Origin of the sequence: Candidatus Moranella endobia PCIT, assembly GCF_000219175.1 — a bacterium.
In the GTDB taxonomy this organism is placed as follows: domain Bacteria; phylum Pseudomonadota; class Gammaproteobacteria; order Enterobacterales; family Enterobacteriaceae; genus Moranella; species Moranella endobia.
This window is the reverse complement of the sequence record NC_015735.1, coordinates 34203-53390: the sequence shown is the minus strand read 5'-3', so window position 1 is coordinate 53390 and position 19188 is coordinate 34203. Positions and strand designations below refer to the sequence as shown.

Here is a 19188-nt window from a genome sequence, read left to right as displayed (position 1 = left end):
ATCGTATTACTTACAGGGCAACTACATTAGCCGCAGAAGGTCCTTTTTGACCCTGCTCAATGGTAAATTCTACGCGCTGGCCTTCGTCCAAAGTTTTAAAATTATTGCTTTGGATGGCAGAAAAATGCACAAATACATCCCTGCTGCCGTCAGTAGGGGTGATGAAACCAAAACCTTTACCAGCATCAAACCATTTGACTAATCCAGTAACTTTGTTAGTGTGAGACATTTGTTTATACTTCCTTGTATTGCATTAGGAATATTAGGTGTCGCTATGGACACATATTATTTTTAATATGTGTTAAATAAATTATGTTTTACTTATCTTAAGAAGATCTGTACCAGACTAGACCAACAGTAATATTAAAGCATATTAATACCATAGGTGCAAGCCTTCTGATGAAGAAAAGACTACTCTTAGTAGTATGTATGTAATATTACCTCTTCAGATCAAGGCAACCTATTATAGATTTTAGGTTTTATAGATTGGCAGGTTCCTTCTGTCGTTAGTAATTAACGATTTGCATGGCATGCTGACGTAAAAATATTGGCTATAAATATGCACCACCAACCAAAGTACACCGAAAAGCCATTCCCCTGCTATGGGAATGGCCGGCTTGACTAGATTAGTATTAATGTTAGTTAACTACTTTACTAATAACTAAGCTGAATTATTGGTTATATAGGAAATAAGATCCAACAATTTATTAGAATAGCCAGTTTCGTTATCGTACCAAGCAACCAATTTGACAAATTTATTGTTCAATGAAATACCTGCTTTGGCGTCGAAGATAGAGGTTAATTTTTCGCCGTTAAAATCGGTTGAAACCACGTATTCATCGGTATAACCCATCACACCTTTTAGCTCACCGATCGTTGCTTGCTTGATGGTAGCACAGATATCTGCATACGAAGCAGGATTTTCCAGACGCGCTGTCAGGTCGACGATAGAAACGTTAGGTGTTGGGACGCGGAAAGACATACCAGTTAGTTTACCATTTAACTCAGGTATAACTTTACCTACTGCTTTTGCTGCTCCAGTCGCTGACGGGATAATGTTCTGATACGCACCTCTTCCGCCGCGCCAATCTTTATGAGACAGCCCGTCAACAGTTTTCTGATTGGCTGTAATAGCGTGTACCGTAGTCATCAGAGCTTCCACGATACCAAAATTGTTGTTTACAACTTTTGCCAGCGGAGCCAAGCAGTTGGTAGTACAGGACGCATTAGAAACAATATCCTGGCCATTATATGATGTGTGGTTAACTCCCATAACGAACATCGGTGTATGATCCTTAGATGGTCCGGTCAGCACTACTTTTTTGGCGCCAGCAGTAATGTGTTTTCGAGCTGTGTCATCTGTTAGGAACAGACCAGTTGCTTCTGCGACCACTTCAACTCCAACTGCATCCCACTGCAAATTAGCAGGATATTGCTCAGCGGTACAACGAATGATTTTTCCGTTTACGACCAGATGGTCGCTATCTACGTCAATGGTGCCGTTGAAACGACCATGTGTCGAGTCGTACTTCAACATATATGCAAGATAATTAGCATCCAACAAATCGTTTATAGCCACTATTTCAATGTTGTTACGTTCCTGTGCCGCACGGAAAACAGTACGGCCTATACGGCCAAAACCGTTGATACCGACTCTAATAGTCATATATTATTCCACCAGATATTGAATGATTCATTCATAATCATCTTTCGTTACTTACAATAAGTGATTTATATCACATTATTGCTATCACAAAGTAACTTTATGTTATTCAAACTCAATAATTATACTTATTTTTTTAAATAACTTTTGCAACCAGGATCACTGCTATGGCTGAGGCTGAAGAAACCATTTTTTGTAAAATTATTCGGCGAGAAATTTTTGCTGATATTCTTTATCAGGACGATTTAGTTACTGCTTTTCGCGATATTCGCCCCAAAGCGCCTATACATATACTTATCGTGACTAACCTGCTGATTCCCACTGTCAATGATGTTACCGCTGCCTCAGAGGCAGCGGTAGGAAGGTTTTTTACCGTTGCGGCGAAAATTGCAAAACAAGAAGGTATTGATGAGAATGGCTACCGGCTAATTATTAATTGCAACCACCATGGTGGCCAGGAAGTGTATCATTTGCACATGCATCTTTTGGGCGGTAGGCCGCTTGGCCCGCTGGTATCGTGATACAGTAATACATTGAATAGTAATTCATAGGCAACATACGTTCTTATCTTCTATTCTATTGTTTCAATACATTCTCCATGTCGAGTATAAAATGAACAAGATCGTCTTAATCGCAGCACTAGTATTGACTAGCTGCACTAACAGATATCCAAATATGCCACAGGCAAATATAGATCCAGCGACTCAACTGTTAATACAGCTGCCACCGGCGGTAACTAACAATCAGGTTACCACGCCAAAGATTAAAACGATTGACTGGCAAGCGAGCATGTTGCCCATAGTACAGCAAATGTTGTTAGTAGAAGGGATAAACTACGGCAGTGTTATCATGATAAATAATATGAAAAATGTCACTAATGGCAGCGTACAAACCGGTCTAGCTACTGCTACTCTTACCAGCCTAATTGCGCAGAACTGCGGTAAAAAATTTCAGATTGTTTGTGCTGAAAAACTAAATGCTGTGCGCAAGATGTTGGGACTGTCCTCGGATGACAGTTTTGATTCTCGCAGTAAAGCCGCTGGGATAGCGCGTTATCTAAACGCCCATTATGTACTATATAGCGCTGCAAGTGGTAATGTTAAGGAACCAACACTAGATCTTCAACTAATAGAGGTGCCAACCGGGGAAATTATTTGGTCCGGTCGTAACGTTACTCATAATAGTTATAGTTAAAATTAAGTGTTGTGTTCTTCGTACTAACTAACTAGACATAAAACAGCTGGCTAGTTAAGTTAAGGATTTGGTCGGCGAGAGAGGATTTGAACCTCTGACCCACTGGTCCCAAACCAGTTGCGCTACCAAGCTGCGCTACTCGCCGAGTGGATACGCTACCCCCCAACAGTGTGTAAGTTAATACTAACAGTCAGTAGTAGCTAGCAGATAGATGGTGCGAAGAGAGGGATTTGAACCCTCACGTCCGGTAAGACACTAACACCTGAAGCTAGCGCGTCTACCAATTCCGCCACCTTCGCAAATGGGGTGACTGATGGGACTTGAACCCACGACAACTGGAATCACAATCCAGGGCTCTACCAACTGAGCTACAATCACCAATAATCACTGCCTTAACAGCACGAACTTACAACTGATCCGTGCTCCGTGCAATTAACAGTTTTGATACGCCCGACAGGATTCGAACCTGAGACTTCTGCCTCCGGAGGGCAGCGCTCTATCCAGCTGAGCTACGGGCGTACAGCAGCGCTGCAGAATAAAATTGTACTGCTTTACTGACTAGTTGTCTATTAATTTTTCAAAAAAAACTATTTTGCTTACTATTTGCACAATTACACATTTATCTATCCTGAGGCAGCTTCTACTTAAAATCATCGACAGCGCCATGACTAGAATGTACCATAACACCAAGATATAAGATGATATAATCTTAAGCATAACATTAAAATTAACCAAACAGACACAACCCAGTATAGATAGTCTAGCGTCTATTTAAGATAATTGTTTATCCTAACATTAGACAGACATGAACAATATTACGGTTTTACATGGAAAGATTAGATTGTTGTAACTTACGAACATTTCATCATATCGAAAAATTCCTCATTGGTTTTGGTCATAACCAACTTGTTAATCAGAAATTCCATCGCATCAATTTCACTCATTGGATGAATAATTTTACGTAGTATCCACATTTTCTGTAGCTCTTCCTTGGTTGTTAGTAATTCTTCCTTACGAGTACCAGAGCGGTTGTAATCGATTGCTGGAAAAACTCGTTTCTCAGCTATTTTCCGTGATAAATGTAATTCCATGTTACCTGTTCCTTTAAATTCTTCGTAAATCACTTCGTCCATCTTCGAGCCAGTATCGATAAGAGCAGTTGCAATAATAGTCAGACTACCGCCTTCTTCCATATTACGCGCAGCACCAAAGAAACGCTTCGGACGATGCAGGGCGTTGGCGTCGACACCACCGGTTAATACCTTGCCTGAAGCTGGTACAACGGTGTTGTAGGCGCGCGCGAGCCGGGTAATTGAATCTAACAATATCATAACGTCTTTTTTATGCTCAACCAGACGCTTTGCTTTTTCTATAACCATCTCTGCTACCTGTACGTGACGAGAAGCTGGCTCATCAAATGTAGACGCTATGACTTCACCGTTCACCAGACGCTGCATCTCTGTCACTTCTTCCGGACGCTCATCAATCAGCAGTACCATTAACACGCAGTCGGAATAATTATAAGCGATACTTTGAGCTATATTTTGTAGTAGAATTGTTTTACCAGCTTTCGGTGGCGCTACAATCAGGCCTCGCTGACCGCGGCCAATAGGTGATGCTAGATCAAGAACGCGCGTAGTTAGATCTTCAGTCGAGCCATTACCACGCTCCATGCATAAGCGCGAATTGGTGTGCAGTGGTGTTAGGTTTTCAAACAGAATTTTGTTACGGGCATTTTCCGGTTTTTCGTAGTTTACTTTGTTAACTTTTAGTAGTGCAAAGTAGCGTTCTCCATCTTTCGGTGGACGAATCTTGCCGGAAATTGTGTCCCCGGTACGCAGGTTAAAACGGCGAATTTGGCTAGGAGAAACGTAAATATCATCTGGACCTGCAAGGTATGAACTGTCGCTAGAGCGAAGAAAGCCGAATCCGTCCTGCAAAATTTCCAGTACACCATCGCCGAAGATATCTTCACCACTCTTGGCATGCTGCTTAAGGATGGTAAAGATGATGTCTTGTTTACGCAGGCGGGCCAGGTTTTCCAGTCCTATATTATCGCCAATAGTAACTAGTTCTGAAACTGGCGTATTTTTTAATTCGGTAAGGTTCATAATGGTGGGTTCTTAAACTTGGGGTAATATATATAATGTTATTGTACTGATTTTGTGGATGGTATGGCAGCTTTTACCTTGCCTGTATATGTGTCTTTTAAAATATCATTAAATTACTTTCTATCAGTAGATAATCAGTAGAATGCATAAAAAGATGGATTTAATGTGCCTTCAATCTATGAATTAATATTCTGCTGGCTGGCAGTCCTACTAGTTAGTCATGATTTGTGCTTTCTTTCGACAAGATTTTGTTAAATAAAATACAGCTCATATTTAAAAACTATAGGGTAGATAATAATTAATAATGCTGCAAGCTTGATTTACCATGGTTATTTATTGGCATCTAGCGGATCATATGAGAAATGTTTATAAACGCTAGCGCCTATAGTAATCTCTCCCAGCCTAAAGATTTTCGTTTATGAAATCTTTTAACTGTCCTTTGGATATTATGCCAATTTTAGTAGCTATAACTTCACCATTACGAAATAGCAACAGGGCTGGAATACTGCGGATACTATACTTATGTGCAGTTGTATGATTCTCGTCGATGTTCAATTTAGCAATAGTCAGTTTACCATCTAATTCATCAGCAACTTCTGCTATAATAGGCGCCATGTTCTTACAAGGACCACACCATTCGGCCCAAAAATCCACTAAACACAAACCCTGTGCTTGTACGTAATGATCAAAGCTGTCATCATTCAAAATAATTATTTTATCTTTCATATTTTCTTTTCCTCCATACTTTTATATTTTCCTCAATAGATTAGCATTGTTTACTGTTAAAAACATCAGTAATAACTGAATCAATCGGCATAATGTAATAGCTGCAGTTTTACACTTTTATTATATTATGCATAAAATATCATCCAGTTCGTTGTTTAAGCGATTAATGACATTGATTTTACAAGTGTACACCAATGATTATTACTAATGCTTGTTTATTGCAATGGCAATATGTTTAATGAGTAATGGCAGCACAATTAAATTATTTATTGTTACACTAACTCAGTTAAAATAATAGAAAGATTATATCTAGGTCAATTATGCCTAACAATAGGCAAACAAAATAATATTTTTACATCAGACGATGATCGTTATGAACTGTTTTTCTTAAAAAACTAGCTTACCCAATCCTGGAAAAAATGGAGGGGGGGTAAACTAATTTATGATCTTATACTAGCTAACTGAGCCTGTCTAGGCTCTGGCAGTAGTAGTTTTTTTATCTTGCATAATTTTTATATTGTATGATCATGTGGCATAATATACTAATACCAATAAGTAAATTATACCCATTAAAATCTAGCAGCCGAAAAGCCTAGATTAAAGTTTGCATTCCACCATAACATAATAAGACTAGCTTATTCGCTAAAACTAGCGAATAAATAATGATACTAATAAGTCCATTATTTCATCAAAAATTTTGCTTAATTTTAGATAGTTTACCAAACTTACTTTGTATAAACTCTTGGTGGAGGGATAATCAATGTTTACTGGAAGCATAGTTGCACTTGTTACTCCGATGGATGAAAAGGGCGCCATCGACCGAGTCAGTCTGAAAAACTTAATCGAGTATCATGTTATTAGTGGTACCAAAGCAATTGTTGCTGTAGGAACTACTGGTGAAACGTCTACCCTAAGCAACACAGAACACCACGATATGGTGATGTGGACCCTTGAGCTCAGTGATGGACGTATTCCCGTCATTGCTGGAACGGGTGCTAACTCTACCTACGAGGCTGTATCGTTGACTAGCTGCTTCAATAATAGCGACGTTGTAGGATGCCTTAGTGTCATACCTTATTATAACAGACCGAGTCAGACAGGATTATACCAGCACTTTAAAGCTATTGCTGAAAGCAGCGATTTGCCACAGATTCTGTACAATGTTCCAGCGAGAACTGGCTGTGATATGCTACCATCAACTGTCGCCCGCCTGGCAGAAATAAAAAATATTATTGGTATTAAGGAAGCAACTGGGAACTTAAGCCGAGTGAGCCAGATCCAAGCTTTAGTCAATAACAATTTCCTACTACTAAGTGGCGATGACACAAGTGCATTGGATTTTATGCGCCTGGGTGGTCAAGGTGTAATTTCCGTAACAGCGAACGTGGCGGCAAAAGAAATGGCACAGCTATGTTCTCTGGCAGCTGATGGCCATTACTTAGAGGCGCGAAGCTTAAATAAGCGCTTGATAACGCTGCATCAAACATTGTTCTGTGAACCTAGTCCTATACCAGTTAAATGGGCTTGTAAAACATTGGGATTAATTGCTACTGACACTATGCGCCTGCCGATGACACCCCTAACCAAGGTTGGTAGACAATTGGTAAGACAGGCGTTAACAGATGCTTGTTTGTTGTAATCTTTTGATCAGACAAGTGTAAACAGTAACGATATTTAATTATAAGTATATAATGATGTCAAAATTAAGTGCGATGTCTATAAACAGAACTGTATAGCTTAAATACCAATCAGCTTGACACAACTTCATCCCTTCATACAACTTCGTTTGGCTGTGCTTAGCTTATATGAATGGTATGCAACGATATTTATTCATAACAATGCTTAACTGGAACTCCCACAGCAATCATTGATTTAGCGCCATATTTATGCAAACGTTGGCTGTGTACGGCGGCAGGCAGGATTTTTTGGTTCTATCTACTGTATACCGCAGCAGTGCTACTTGTTTGGAACCTATTCAATATATCTATGTACAACACTAGGTAACTTTTAAAAATACTGGTTATGTTTACCAGTGTTGCACTACTTTAGAACGAATAGTTTGGTTTCCATAGCGTTTACTGAAGTTCCATTTCCCGTTGTATAATAGAAATCATGCTGTTGGCTATTTCACGCTCTCCTATCACCACCTGTGTTGCACCACGTTCAGTGATGTAGTTGACTTCATCGTCGTAGTACGCTTGGACAATAATCTTTAAATCTGGATCTTGTTCGCGTGCAAGCACAACAATTTCTCCTGCCTCAAAACCATTTGGAACAGTGACTAAAAGCCAGCGGGCGGTATTTAGCCGCGCCAGCGCCATGATATCAGCGCTGGCGGCATTACCTAACACTACATTAATCCCCTGTTCACGCAATGCATTAACGCGGGCACTGTTATGTTCCACTACTACCATTGGCACGTTCGCATGTAGCAACTTGGTACCAATTATGCTACCTACTCGGCCATAGCCTACTAGTAGTGCATGTTGGCTGATCGACTTAGGTAAATGGGTATTTACCTTCTGCTGCAGTTCTATAGTGTCGCTTTCATTAAAGTAGATCATAAGATAGTGCTCCAATATAGCAAATATCAGCGGATTGATCATTATTGACATAATCGCGCCCGCCAGTACTAAATGGCGCCCCTGTTCAGAAAGTATCTTGAGCACTATACCTAAACCAGACAAAATAAACGCGAATTCACCAATTTGGGCCAGGCTTACAGCTATAGTCAAAGATGTGCGCAATGATAAGCCGAATAGCTTAACCAGCACAAAGGCAGCTGCCGATTTACCTAGTACAATAATTGACAATGTTGCCAATACAGCTAACGGCTCGCGTAGCAGAATAGTGGGGTCGAACAGCATCCCAACTGACACAAAAAACAATACTGCAAAGGCATCTCTCAATGGTAACGTATCATGAGCGGCACGATGACTGAGTTCTGATTCATTCAAAACTACTCCAGCGAAAAATGCGCCTAGGGCAAATGATACACCGAAAAATTCTACTGCACCAAAAGCAATACCCATTGCTAACGCCAGTACTGCGAGCGTGAACAATTCACGGGAGCCAGTGCTAGCGCTTTTCGCCAGCACCCATGGCACTAGCCGCCGTCCTACTACGATCATAAGAGTGATAAATGCAACTACTTTGCTGATAGTCAATGCTAGTTCGTGCCAAATAGCAGCATTATAGTAGTTATCATTAGCACCAAGAATCTTGCATAGAGCGGGTAATAGCACCAGTGTCATCACCATGATTAAATCTTCTACGATCAACCAGCCGATCGCTATTTGTCCACGGTGGCTCTTAATCAGCTGCCGTTCTTCTAGTGTGCGTAGTAAAACTACGGTGCTGGCGGTGGATAGGCACAAGCCAAATACTAGTCCATTTAGCAATGTCCATCCCATGAAAAATGAAAATGTCATACCCAGCAGTGTTGCTACGGCAATTTGTGCGGTTGCACCCGGAATGGCAATGTTTTTCACCGCCATTAAATCTTTTAATGAGAAATGTAACCCAACACCGAACATCAGCAGTATCACTCCTAGTTCTGCTAGCTCAGTTGCTAACGAGGTATCGGCAACAAAACCAGGGGTAAATGGACCGACTAGAACGCCGGCAGTCAAATATCCCACTAAAGGAGAGATGCGTAATCGATTGGCTCCTATCCCTAGCACATATGCTAATACGAGACCAACGACAATAGTATTGATGAGCGGCGTAGCATGATGCATCATTACTCCATGTTACACATTCAGTGTAGGTTAACTTGTCTAGTAGTGAACATTTTTTCCATATAATTGAATAACTAATTTAATTACATTAAAGGAAATACGGTCACGTAGTTGTGAAGAATCGTTGTTATTGTTACTATATGCTATGTGTTGTAAATTTGCCGTTTAAAATTAAACATACTGGTAGCTGTAACTGGCTTAAATAAAATCACATGTTATAGTTTATAGTTAAACCTGGTTGATGGTAACGATAGTGTTTTTTTAAAGAAAAATTCTTAAAAGTTTAACTGACACATCAGCAATTTTTTTTGCACAAGTTGCTTACTTAGAAGATTTTAACTCAGGGTAATTTTAGTTAGGCAATCACGTTAGTGATCAATGATGTTTTAATACGCTAGCTGGTGGAAGCTTCCCATCCCAGACGTGTGAGAATGGAATGATTGGGTTTAGTTTATTTATTGTTAGCACGCTTAATTGAGGCGATGATTTCGGCTTTTGCAGCTTCTGCATTATCCCAACTATCAACTTTCACCCATTTACTACCTGATTCTAGATCTTTATAATGTTCAAAAAAATGGGTGATTTGCGCACGTAGTAGTGGTGATATATCTTCGATGTCTTTAATGTGGTTAGATTCGGGTAAGAGTTTTGCATGTGGTACCGCTACCAGTTTTGCGTCTTCGCCAGATTCATCGGTCATTTTTAATATACCCACTGGGCGACAGCGTACTACTGAGCCTGGATGCAGAGGATATGGCGTTGGTACTAGCACGTCCAAAGGATCGCCATCTAGTGATAGAGTATGGTTTATGTAACCGTAGTTACATGGATAGAACATGACAGTTGACATGAAACGATTGACAAACAAGACGCCACTTTTCTTATCAACTTCGTATTTGATAGGGTAATTGTTAGCTGCAATTTCAATAACGACATAAATATCTTCTGGAATATTTTCTCCTGCCGATACCTGATTCAAATTCATTTTATGCCCCTGCGTCGATGTTATTAGATGCCTGTGTCCTATTTGCACCCCGAGAATATCTACACTACTGCTTGTTTGCTTGTTTTTTTTGAAGTATATTATGTAAAATATAGCTATAAAATACAGTGCAAACCAAACGAACGTATGGCTGGCAACGGTAACTTGCTATTACTTGTATCTTTCGCCGGCACTAAGACAAGACTTAAGTCTGCATTATTATAGCGAAATAAGGCTACAATTCAACAGGTTTATAAACAACGTTGCTAAATTTATTTGTAGTAAACAATCTTAATTAATAATTATATTATTAATTTATTCAGGATGAATGTTATGGGTTTTCTTGTTGGTAAGCGTATTCTAGTGACTGGTGTTGCTAATAATCGTTCAATTGCCTATGGTATTGCTCAGGCTCTGCACCTTCAAGGTGCAGAGCTAGCATTCACGTATCAGTGTGATAAATTTAAATCAAGAGTTGAAGGGTTCGCCGCCGATTTTAATTCCAATATTGTATTGCCATGCGATGTGACGACAGATGCTAATATCAAAGCACTATTTAAACACTTGGCTAAAGTTTGGCCAACCTTTAGCGGCTTTGTACATGCTATTGCTTATTCGCCTGTTAATCAATTGAACGGCGATTATGTAAACACAGTAACCCGTGAAGGGTTCACTATCACGCACAATATCAGCGCATATAGTTTTGTTGCAATGGCTAAAAGCAGTAGGTGTATGCTGAATTCTAATTCAGCATTGCTGACGCTTACTTACCTTGGTGCCGAACGTGCTATTCCTAATTATAACGTCATGGGCCTAGCTAAGGCCTCTTTAGAGGCTAATACCCGTTACATGGCTAACGCTATGGGACCACAAGGTGTCCGGGTTAATGCCATTTCTGCTGGTCCTATCCGTACTTTAGCTGCATCTGGTATTAAACAGTTCAAAAAGATGTTGCACCACTATGAGTCGGTGGCACCACTACGTCGTGTAGTAACCATTACTGATGTTGGTAATACTGCCGCCTTTTTATGCTCTGATTTATCTGCTGGCATTACTGGCGAGGTAATACATGTGGACAACGGTTTTAATATTGCTACGATGAACGATATTGCTTTTGATTGAGCAATGGCTGTTTATCGTGACTAAACTAATTTATACAAATTTTTTATTATCGTTATTCCTATGATAGTTAGGGATAGTTGGGGTTAATGTAACCAAACAATCTTGCTGAACAGCGCATCTAGCAGCGCCAGCAAACAGTTACTAAGGTTAAAAACCGTTACTTACGTTGCTGGCTTAAACCCATCCTTGCTATCCGTGACTATCCTATTAGGTTAATGTAGGGATATTTGCTTAGAATGCCAATCAGTTACCGAATAAGTAATTTTTCAACATTTATACCTATATTTCTGTGGTAGCATCATGCATAAAGCTCGTTCTCCAAACCCAGCTGGCAGAATTGCTATGCAAGATTCACTAACATTTGGCATAATTACTGCTGGATTTGCTAAACATAACAACCGGCATGGCTAAAATAGACTATTTGAACACCCTTCGTGCCCGCTTTCGGGGCTTTTATCCCGTTGTCATTGATGTTGAAACCGCTGGATTTAACGCTGGAACCGATGCCTTGCTTGAAATTGCAGCTGTGACACTAAAAATGGACGAAGAGGGATGGCTGCAAGCAGAGCATACTATGCATTTTAACGTAGTTCCCTTTCCCGGTGCACTACTTCAGCCAGAAGCGCTTGCTTTTAACGGCATTGATCCGCATAACCCCTTGCGTGATGCGGTAACCGAACATGAAGCCTTGCATGAAATTTTTAAAATGGTACGTCAGGGCATAAAAGATCAGGATTGTAATCGCGCCATTATTGTGGCGCACAATGCTGCATTTGATCACAGTTTTTTAATGGCCGCCACCGGGCGCACTGGTCTTAAATGTAACCCTTTCCATCCCTTTGCGACTTTTGATACTGCGGCACTAAGCGGACTAGTATTCGGACAAACCGTGTTAGCTAAAGCCTGTTGTGCTGCCGGCATTGCTTTTGATAGCGGTAAAGCGCATTCGGCACTGTACGATACCGAACGCACTACGACGCTGTTTTGTGAATTAGTGAATCGATGGAAACGCCTAGGCGGTTGGCCAATCGTTATATCAGATATCAGCTACGGGTAATTTATAAGACATAACTTACTGACCCTAATGTAAAGTTGTAAAATATACCACGCTAATATGTTGTTATTTTCTTGGTAAAAGGTTTGTTTCACATTAACGGTTTGATTTTTTTATCAGTTAAATGCTGGTTGATAAGTCTAACTAATAATTAATGCATGCTAATTGATGTTTGTTTAATTAGTGACTGTAATTCGCCGCGCTGATACATGTCGAGGACAATATCACACCCACCTATCAGTTCACCATTCACCCACAGTTGTGGAAAAGTTGGCCAATTAGCAATTTTTGGTAATTCAGCACGGATATCTGGGTTAGTTAATACATCAACATAGGTAAAACTTGCGCTGCAGGCAGATAACGCCTGTGCTGCCTGGGCTGAAAAACCACATCCGGGAAATTTTGGTGATCCTTTCATGTACAATAAAATTGGATGTGCCGCTATCTGTTGCTGAATTTTTTCTAACGTTGTGGTCATCTGCTACTTCCTTGTTTTTAAAACGGTGGCTAGCTCTTTAGTAGACCTGTATCATGTCTTATGTATAAATTTTAGTATTTGGTTACAGTCTATGACATATTTATACCAAGTTAAAACTGAATTATTACATTAGTAGTACTATCATAGTTAAAAATAACAATGTATTGGCACGATCAAACTAATGCCAGCTACTCAGGAGGTAATATTGAAAAAGTATCTGGTAGGTGGCGCTGTTCGTGATGGTATATTACAGCTACCAGTTAAGGAAAGGGACTGGGTCGTGGTCGGAGCTACGCCGCAAGACATGCTGTTGCAAGGTTATCAACAGGTTGGTAAAAATTTTCCAGTGTTTCTGCATCCAGATAGTCGTGAAGAGTATGCACTGGCCCGTACAGAGCTAAAATCAGGTTCGGGATATACTGGCTTTACATGCTATACTTCGCCTGAAGTCACTTTGGAAGAAGATTTGCGTCGCCGTGATCTTACTATTAACGCTATGGCCATCGACGACGAGGGCAACCTAATCGATCCCTATCAGGGGCAGCAAGATATTCGTGAGCGCTGGTTACGTCATGTATCCGATGCTTTTTGCGAAGATCCACTGCGTGTACTAAGGGTATCAAGATTTGCTGCACGTTTTGCCCATATAAATTTTCGTATTGCACCGGAAACTTTGGCGCTCATGCAGCATATGACCGCTGAGCTGACGCTGCTGAACCCAATGCGTATCTGGAAAGAAACTGAGCGAGCTTTAGCAACCTGTAATCCTCAGGTATATTTTCAAGTATTGCGAGACTGCGGCGCGTTAAAAACTTTATTTCCAGAGGTAGACGCTCTGTTTGGTATTCCAGCAACAACAAAATGGTATCCAGAAATCGATACCGGTCTTCATACACTAATGACAGTATCTATGGCAGCCAATTTATCGGAAGATATAGCAGTCCGCTTTGCTATGCTTTGTCATGATTTAGGTAAAGCGCTTACACCGCGCGCGTTTTGGCCCAGCCATCACGGGCATGGACCAGCTGGGGTAAAATTAGTAGAAGTATTGTGCCAGCGGCTAAACGTACCCAATGATTTGCGTGATTTAGCAAAAATTTTTGCCAAATATCATAATTTGTTGCACGGTGCTGCGAATTTAACACCACAAACATTGATAAAACTGTTCAGGGCCATTGATGTATGGCGTCGCCCGGAGCGACTGGAGCAGCTGATTATTGCTAGCGAAGCAAACTTCCGTGGACGTATAGGTTTTGAAAATCATCTCTATCCGCAAGGAAGTTTCCTGCGCGAGGCATTCTGCTTTGCCAATTCGGTTACAGCTAGAGACGTTATTATGACTGGTTTTAGAGGCGCGCAGATTGGCGAAGAGCTTGAACGAAGACGACAACAGATACTAGCTATTTGGAAGCAACAGCGGACAACAATCAATACTAAAACCATGTTGTATTAAACCAGTTTGTTTGCCACTTTGCTTGACCAAGACTGCAATTTTAAGGTTATAGCCGACTATTTTGCCTGCCATTGCTTGTTATTTAGGAAAACTTAGTCAGCGTTAAAACTGGTACTAACTGACATTATATCAGCCAAGTAACTATCGCTGCTAAAAGAAAACGGTATATAACAAAAGGCAAGAACGAGATGTTCCTAATGATGTGCAAGAAAAATTTAATAGCGAGCAATGCTACCAAGAAAGCTGTAGCAAAGCCTATGGCGAACATGGTAAAATCATGCCAAATGATACACGGTATGCTTTTATAGATATCTATAACCGTAGCACCTAGCATTATTGGTACAGCTAATATAAATGAAAACTCCCATGCGACGTAACGGCTAACGCCGATAATAATACCACCATTAATAGTAGCCCCAGAGCGTGAAAAACCTGGCCAAAGCGCTAAACACTGACAACAACCAATAAAAAAAGCCTGCAAATATGTTAAATCATTGATATCTATTGTTTGTGGTTGCTTAGGTTTTAACCATTCTCCTGCTAGCAGCAGCCAACCGCCTACCACCAGAGCGTAAATTACGTATTGTGGTAAGAAAATAGCTTTTATGTGATTATACAAGACTAACCCAAGTACTCCCGCAGGGATCATTCCAAGTAATATATGTCCTAAACTCAGGCGCTCATGACCAATAATTATCTGGGGGGATAGAGGACTGAAATTAGTCCCTATCAGGCTACAAAGCTGGCGCCAAAACACCACCAACACCGCAAGAATTGCACCAAGTTGGATGATTAACTCTAAGGTTTTAGTTTTCTCATCTGTAACACCAAGCAAACTACCAACCAATATCATATGTCCAGTCGAAGAAATTGGTAGAAATTCGGTTAATCCTTCCACTAATCCCATAATAAAAGCGATTAACCACTCGTGCACGTGCATATATTATATATTATCCATGATAGTAACGTCACAAGAAGAAAAAAGATTATTAACGCCCCGCAAGTTATTTCTTAATTTTTAGTTGTCAACGAATAACAACACTAACATTGGTCGCTACCATCACCACCGTTGGTTCTACCTATTTTGACGCGTATCCAGTGTTATTTAAAATTTATTATAAGTTTCTCTCATTGGTTACGTTTTAGTTTTCTACTAAATCAAATGCTGACTGTTAACAACAAATAATAGTTCTGATTGCCTCGGTGATTTTTTTTATAGTCTACTATTTTAGACTGTCGGCAATATCATTGTTACGTGCCGCACGCAGCTAATTTATAATGCGATTATTTAATATTTCTGCAGACGTTGTTGTTCCTAGGTATAAACACTTATAACTGTTATTACAGTTAATTTATCACTAAATACAATACCAATCGTTGGTGATTAATCACCAACGATTGCTTTTATTCTTGCAGCTACGGTAATCTCATGATTATATTAATAAATCAATATGCTTTGACTCGGCGGCAAGCTGGTATTTATGTTTTCAAATTACTTTGGTTTCCGTTTTTTTTCTTTTGTTTTACTGATAGTAAATAATTTGCTACTACTTTCGAGGTAATTGCAGTTATGTTATATCATATAGGTTAATTTTTATGCATAGTATTGATATATATCACACAAATTGGCACATAGCTCTGTTTATAGCAGAACAGCTATTTATTAAGGAATGTGTTGATGACAACCTATTATGCTATTATTATGATGATAATACTTAGTATATAAGTAACTACCAGCTTATATTTTTCTAAATGCTAGATATATATATTATTAGCCGATAGGCTACCTATAACCTAGGCTGGCTAATCAGAAGTGTTTGAATAAATATGCTGTAACTATTGTAACTATGTATGCTAAATAGCTTTGGTTGCATTTTTATTTTTTTCTTTTAGCAGTTAATCTGGACTAAGAATTACTTAACAAAAAGATTTTGCTGATTAAATACTGTTCTGTTTCCTTGAATTACGTTAATTAATTCCCCATATAACCTGATAAAATATTTTCTATAGAGGTCTTATGATTGTTAGTAAATTTGGCATAGGTCAGCAGGTCAGGCATAAACTACTTGGGTACCTAGGTGTCATTATAGATGTTGATCCAGAATACTCACTAGAGCAGCCATTGCTAGATGAGGTTGTAGTTGACGATAGCTTACGTGCAGCTCCGTGGTATCATGTAATTATGGAAGATGAAGATGGAAAACCGGTACATACCTATTTAGCTGAAGCACATCTTGGATATGAGTGTTTGCATTTCCATCCCGAGCAACCTACGCTGGACGAATTGGCTGAATCCATACGTCTACAGCTTCAGGCACCCCGCTTAAGAAATTAAACTCATGGTTGCTAGCATAGCAGCGCATAGTCTAGTTTTCCCCTCAGTTGCAATGTGCTAATTCATCAAAATAGATAGAGAAATTTGATGTTGAAGATTTTTAACACCCTTACTCGCCAAAAAGAAGAATTTAAACCTATTAATACCGGTCAAGTTGGCATATATGTTTGCGGCATCACCGTGTATGATTTATGCCATATTGGGCATGGGCGTACTTTTATCACTTTCGACATCGTTACCCGTTATTTACGCTATCTTGGTTTTAAAGTTAATTATGTTAGAAATATTACTGATATTGAAGACAAAATAATTCGCTACTCTGCTGAAAAAGGTGAGTCATATTATGACTTTACTAATCGTATGATCATCAAAATGCATAGTGATTTAAGCAAACTCAATATTCTACTTCCAGATCAGGAACCTCGTGTCACGCATTATATGGACACGATTATTGCCCTGGTTAGTACGCTCATAGAAAAAGAACATGCCTATGTTGCCACTAATGGTGACGTGATGTTTTTGGTAGACAGCAATAGTAATTATGGTATGTTATCGCGCCAGGATCTAGCGCAGCTGCAGGCCAGTATGCTAGTAAAATCAGCTGTAGTAAAACGTAATCCCATGGACTTTGTACTGTGGAAAAGGTCAAAGATTGGTGAACCTAGTTGGCCATCGCCTTGGGGTGACGGTAGGCCTGGTTGGCACATTGAGTGTTCGGCTATAGCTAGCAAACAGCTAGGCAATCATTTTGACATTCACGGTGGTGGTTCAGATTTGATTTTCCCGCATCATGAAAATGAAATAGCGCTATCTACTTGTGTACATAACAGTTCCTACGTTAATGTCTGGATGCATGCTGGAATGATAATGGTTAATAGTGACAAAATGTCAAAATCGTTAGGTAACTGTTTCACTTTGTGCGATGTTCTGCAGTACTATGATGCTGAAACGGTGCGTTATTTTTTGATGTCTAGCCATTACCGAAGCCAACTTAATTACAGTGAAGAAAATCTTAAACAAGCGCGAGCCGGACTTGAACGTCTTTATATTGCTTTATGTGGTACAGATAAATCAACTCCTCCATCAGGAGGAGAACCATTCGTTGCTAAATTTACTGCGGCAATGAATGATGATTTCAATATGCCAAAAGTATATTCTGTCCTCTTTGACATTGCTCACGAGGTTAACCGTCTTAAGAAGAAGCAGTTGTTAGCAGCAATGCAAGGTCTTGCTGCTACTTTACGTCAGCTAGCTGGTGTGCTAGGGCTTCTTGAACAGGAACCAATTATTTGGCTACAACAAAGCACCTGTAAAGAAAAAAATAAACATGACCATCTTAAGAAGCACATTGATAATTTAATTAAGCAACGTAATGATGCACGTAAAGCAAGCCAGTGGGTCTTAGCGGATGCAGCCAGGGATAAACTGAACGAACTTGGTATCTTACTAGAAGATAGTCCCAATGGTACGACCTGGCGGCGTAGTTAAAAATTAAGTACGGTAGTGCTAGTGTTGTTTGTCGTTCAATTATTATGATAAACTTTGTTGGTCTGCAAATTATTATGAATTTAAGGTAGCTACCGTCATATGATACACGCTACCTGGTACCAGCCTAATATAGGCGGCACGTTCAGCAGCACTTGGTTTAATCTACTTTCCGGTAATAAAGTTCGCTTTGCCTATTGTTACTACCAGTAGATCGGCATTTTCGATATGGCTTCGTAAATCACGTTTAACAATTCCAGAATCATTGGCCGTCCTACAATATTAGATGCACCGACCATGATAGTGTTTATGCCAAAGGTATCAATGTAATAATACTCTTGCAACGTAATAATTCCACGTGGTGTGCACGGTCGTAGTAGCTTTGCGCGTTGGCACAGGCGGCAAATAAGGATGAAAACAGTCAACATCTTTATCAGGATATATTTATATATTTGCTCTAGCACACTGATCCTAGTAATTACTATTAGTAGTGTGATAGTTGCATTAAAATTTAGTCCACGCGGTAATTTTTATTCAACCATTCAATCAGCACTAATAATTCTTCCTTAGTTACTATGCTAGGAAAATTATAGGAGAAAGATAGAAGACCGACTTCTTTACCAGTTTTGCGCTTGCTGGCCACATATATTTGTGATGCTGGATCTTATCCAATCAATACCACTGCTAATCCCGGCGCGTATTTGCATGTTTTCAGTCTTTCCTGAACGCGCGCTGCCAATTTACTTCTGACTTGCTTGGCCAATACATTACTATCAATTATTTTTGCTACGATTGGAATCTTAATGGTTAATTTGTTAGTTTAATCAGCTTAGCATATTAAGTGC

The 19188-nt window shown here is 39.7% G+C and carries 16 protein-coding genes, 4 tRNA genes and 1 pseudogene; 8 read left to right on the top strand and 13 right to left on the bottom strand.

Annotated elements, in window-relative coordinates; translation table 11 throughout:
- Positions 1–10: 10 nt before the first annotated feature.
- Both cspE and gap read right to left on the bottom strand, forming a co-directional pair.
- Entirely contained in the window at positions 11–229 is a 219-nt protein-coding gene (cspE, locus tag MEPCIT_RS00250; RefSeq protein ID WP_013975462.1) for a transcription antiterminator/RNA stability regulator CspE, read from the bottom strand.
- Positions 230–661: 432 nt separating this feature from the next.
- Positions 662–1666 (bottom strand): type I glyceraldehyde-3-phosphate dehydrogenase, encoded by a 1005-nt coding sequence (gene gap / locus MEPCIT_RS00245; RefSeq protein WP_013975461.1) that lies wholly within the window; start codon positions 1664–1666, stop codon positions 662–664.
- A 164-nt stretch (positions 1667–1830) separates the two neighbouring features.
- On the opposite strand from gap, the gene hinT reads away from it, so the two are divergent.
- Positions 1831–2184, top strand: a complete 354-nt coding sequence (hinT, locus tag MEPCIT_RS00240; RefSeq protein WP_013975460.1) for a purine nucleoside phosphoramidase — start codon at positions 1831–1833, stop codon at positions 2182–2184.
- A gap of 91 nt (positions 2185–2275) precedes the next feature.
- Positions 2276–2857, top strand: a complete 582-nt coding sequence (lpoB, locus tag MEPCIT_RS00235) for a penicillin-binding protein activator LpoB (protein ID WP_013975459.1) — start codon at positions 2276–2278, stop codon at positions 2855–2857.
- Positions 2858–2925: 68 nt separating this feature from the next.
- Here lpoB and MEPCIT_RS00230 read toward each other — a convergent pair.
- The 6 genes from MEPCIT_RS00230 to trxA form a co-directional block, all read right to left on the bottom strand.
- A tRNA-Pro gene (locus tag MEPCIT_RS00230) sits at positions 2926–3002 on the bottom strand.
- Between the two features lie 67 nt (positions 3003–3069).
- Positions 3070–3156: transfer RNA gene (locus MEPCIT_RS00225), tRNA-Leu, on the bottom strand.
- 3 nt (positions 3157–3159) lie between these two features.
- Positions 3160–3235: transfer RNA gene (locus tag MEPCIT_RS00220), tRNA-His, on the bottom strand.
- 67 nt (positions 3236–3302) lie between these two features.
- Positions 3303–3376 (bottom strand) — tRNA-Arg (locus tag MEPCIT_RS00215).
- A 332-nt stretch (positions 3377–3708) separates the two neighbouring features.
- A complete protein-coding gene (rho, locus tag MEPCIT_RS00210) occupies positions 3709–4968 on the bottom strand; it encodes a transcription termination factor Rho (protein ID WP_013975458.1) in 1260 nt (419 codons plus the stop codon).
- 402 nt (positions 4969–5370) lie between these two features.
- On the bottom strand, positions 5371–5694 hold the full coding sequence (gene trxA, locus MEPCIT_RS00205; RefSeq protein WP_013975457.1) for a thioredoxin TrxA: 324 nt from the start codon (positions 5692–5694) through the stop codon (positions 5371–5373).
- A 760-nt stretch (positions 5695–6454) separates the two neighbouring features.
- Between trxA and dapA the strand changes: the two genes are divergently transcribed.
- Positions 6455–7333: a 4-hydroxy-tetrahydrodipicolinate synthase gene (gene dapA, locus MEPCIT_RS00200; protein WP_013975456.1), complete on the top strand. Its 879-nt coding sequence runs from the start codon at positions 6455–6457 to the stop codon at positions 7331–7333.
- A gap of 436 nt (positions 7334–7769) precedes the next feature.
- Here dapA and ybaL read toward each other — a convergent pair whose 3' ends face one another.
- Together ybaL and ppa are read right to left on the bottom strand one after the other, a co-directional pair.
- On the bottom strand, positions 7770–9434 hold the full coding sequence (gene ybaL, locus MEPCIT_RS00195) for a YbaL family putative K(+) efflux transporter (RefSeq protein ID WP_013975455.1): 1665 nt from the start codon (positions 9432–9434) through the stop codon (positions 7770–7772).
- A gap of 451 nt (positions 9435–9885) precedes the next feature.
- Positions 9886–10419: an inorganic diphosphatase gene (ppa, locus tag MEPCIT_RS00190; RefSeq protein WP_013975454.1), complete on the bottom strand. Its 534-nt coding sequence runs from the start codon at positions 10417–10419 to the stop codon at positions 9886–9888.
- A gap of 330 nt (positions 10420–10749) precedes the next feature.
- Here ppa and fabI point away from each other — a divergent pair, with 330 nt between their 5' ends.
- Together fabI and rnt are read left to right on the top strand one after the other, a co-directional pair.
- Positions 10750–11538 carry an enoyl-ACP reductase FabI gene (fabI, locus tag MEPCIT_RS00185; protein WP_013975453.1) on the top strand — a complete coding sequence of 263 codons (789 nt, stop codon included), beginning with the start codon at positions 10750–10752 and terminating at the stop codon, positions 11536–11538.
- 403 nt (positions 11539–11941) lie between these two features.
- Complete coding sequence (gene rnt / locus MEPCIT_RS00180; protein WP_013975452.1) at positions 11942–12595, top strand: ribonuclease T; 654 nt, start codon at positions 11942–11944, stop codon at positions 12593–12595.
- Between the two features lie 148 nt (positions 12596–12743).
- Here rnt and grxD read toward each other — a convergent pair whose 3' ends face one another.
- Positions 12744–13070, bottom strand: a complete 327-nt coding sequence (gene grxD, locus MEPCIT_RS00175; RefSeq protein ID WP_013975451.1) for a Grx4 family monothiol glutaredoxin — start codon at positions 13068–13070, stop codon at positions 12744–12746.
- Positions 13071–13275: 205 nt separating this feature from the next.
- Here grxD and MEPCIT_RS00170 point away from each other — a divergent pair, with 205 nt between their 5' ends.
- Positions 13276–14523 carry a multifunctional CCA addition/repair protein gene (locus MEPCIT_RS00170; RefSeq protein ID WP_015580533.1) on the top strand — a complete coding sequence of 416 codons (1248 nt, stop codon included), beginning with the start codon at positions 13276–13278 and terminating at the stop codon, positions 14521–14523.
- Between the two features lie 124 nt (positions 14524–14647).
- Here the strand turns inward: MEPCIT_RS00170 and bacA are convergent, their stop codons facing one another.
- Positions 14648–15463: an undecaprenyl-diphosphate phosphatase gene (bacA, locus tag MEPCIT_RS00165; RefSeq protein ID WP_013975449.1), complete on the bottom strand. Its 816-nt coding sequence runs from the start codon at positions 15461–15463 to the stop codon at positions 14648–14650.
- 1077 nt (positions 15464–16540) lie between these two features.
- Here bacA and hspQ point away from each other — a divergent pair.
- On the top strand, positions 16541–16858 hold the full coding sequence (gene hspQ / locus MEPCIT_RS00160) for a heat shock protein HspQ (RefSeq protein WP_013975448.1): 318 nt from the start codon (positions 16541–16543) through the stop codon (positions 16856–16858).
- An 87-nt stretch (positions 16859–16945) separates the two neighbouring features.
- Positions 16946–18346: a cysteine--tRNA ligase gene (gene cysS / locus MEPCIT_RS00155; RefSeq protein WP_013975447.1), complete on the top strand. Its 1401-nt coding sequence runs from the start codon at positions 16946–16948 to the stop codon at positions 18344–18346.
- Positions 18347–18381: 35 nt separating this feature from the next.
- Here cysS and MEPCIT_RS00150 read toward each other — a convergent pair.
- Positions 18382–19136 (bottom strand): annotated as a pseudogene (locus MEPCIT_RS00150) (tetrahydrofolate dehydrogenase/cyclohydrolase catalytic domain-containing protein).
- Positions 19137–19188: the final 52 nt, after the last annotated feature.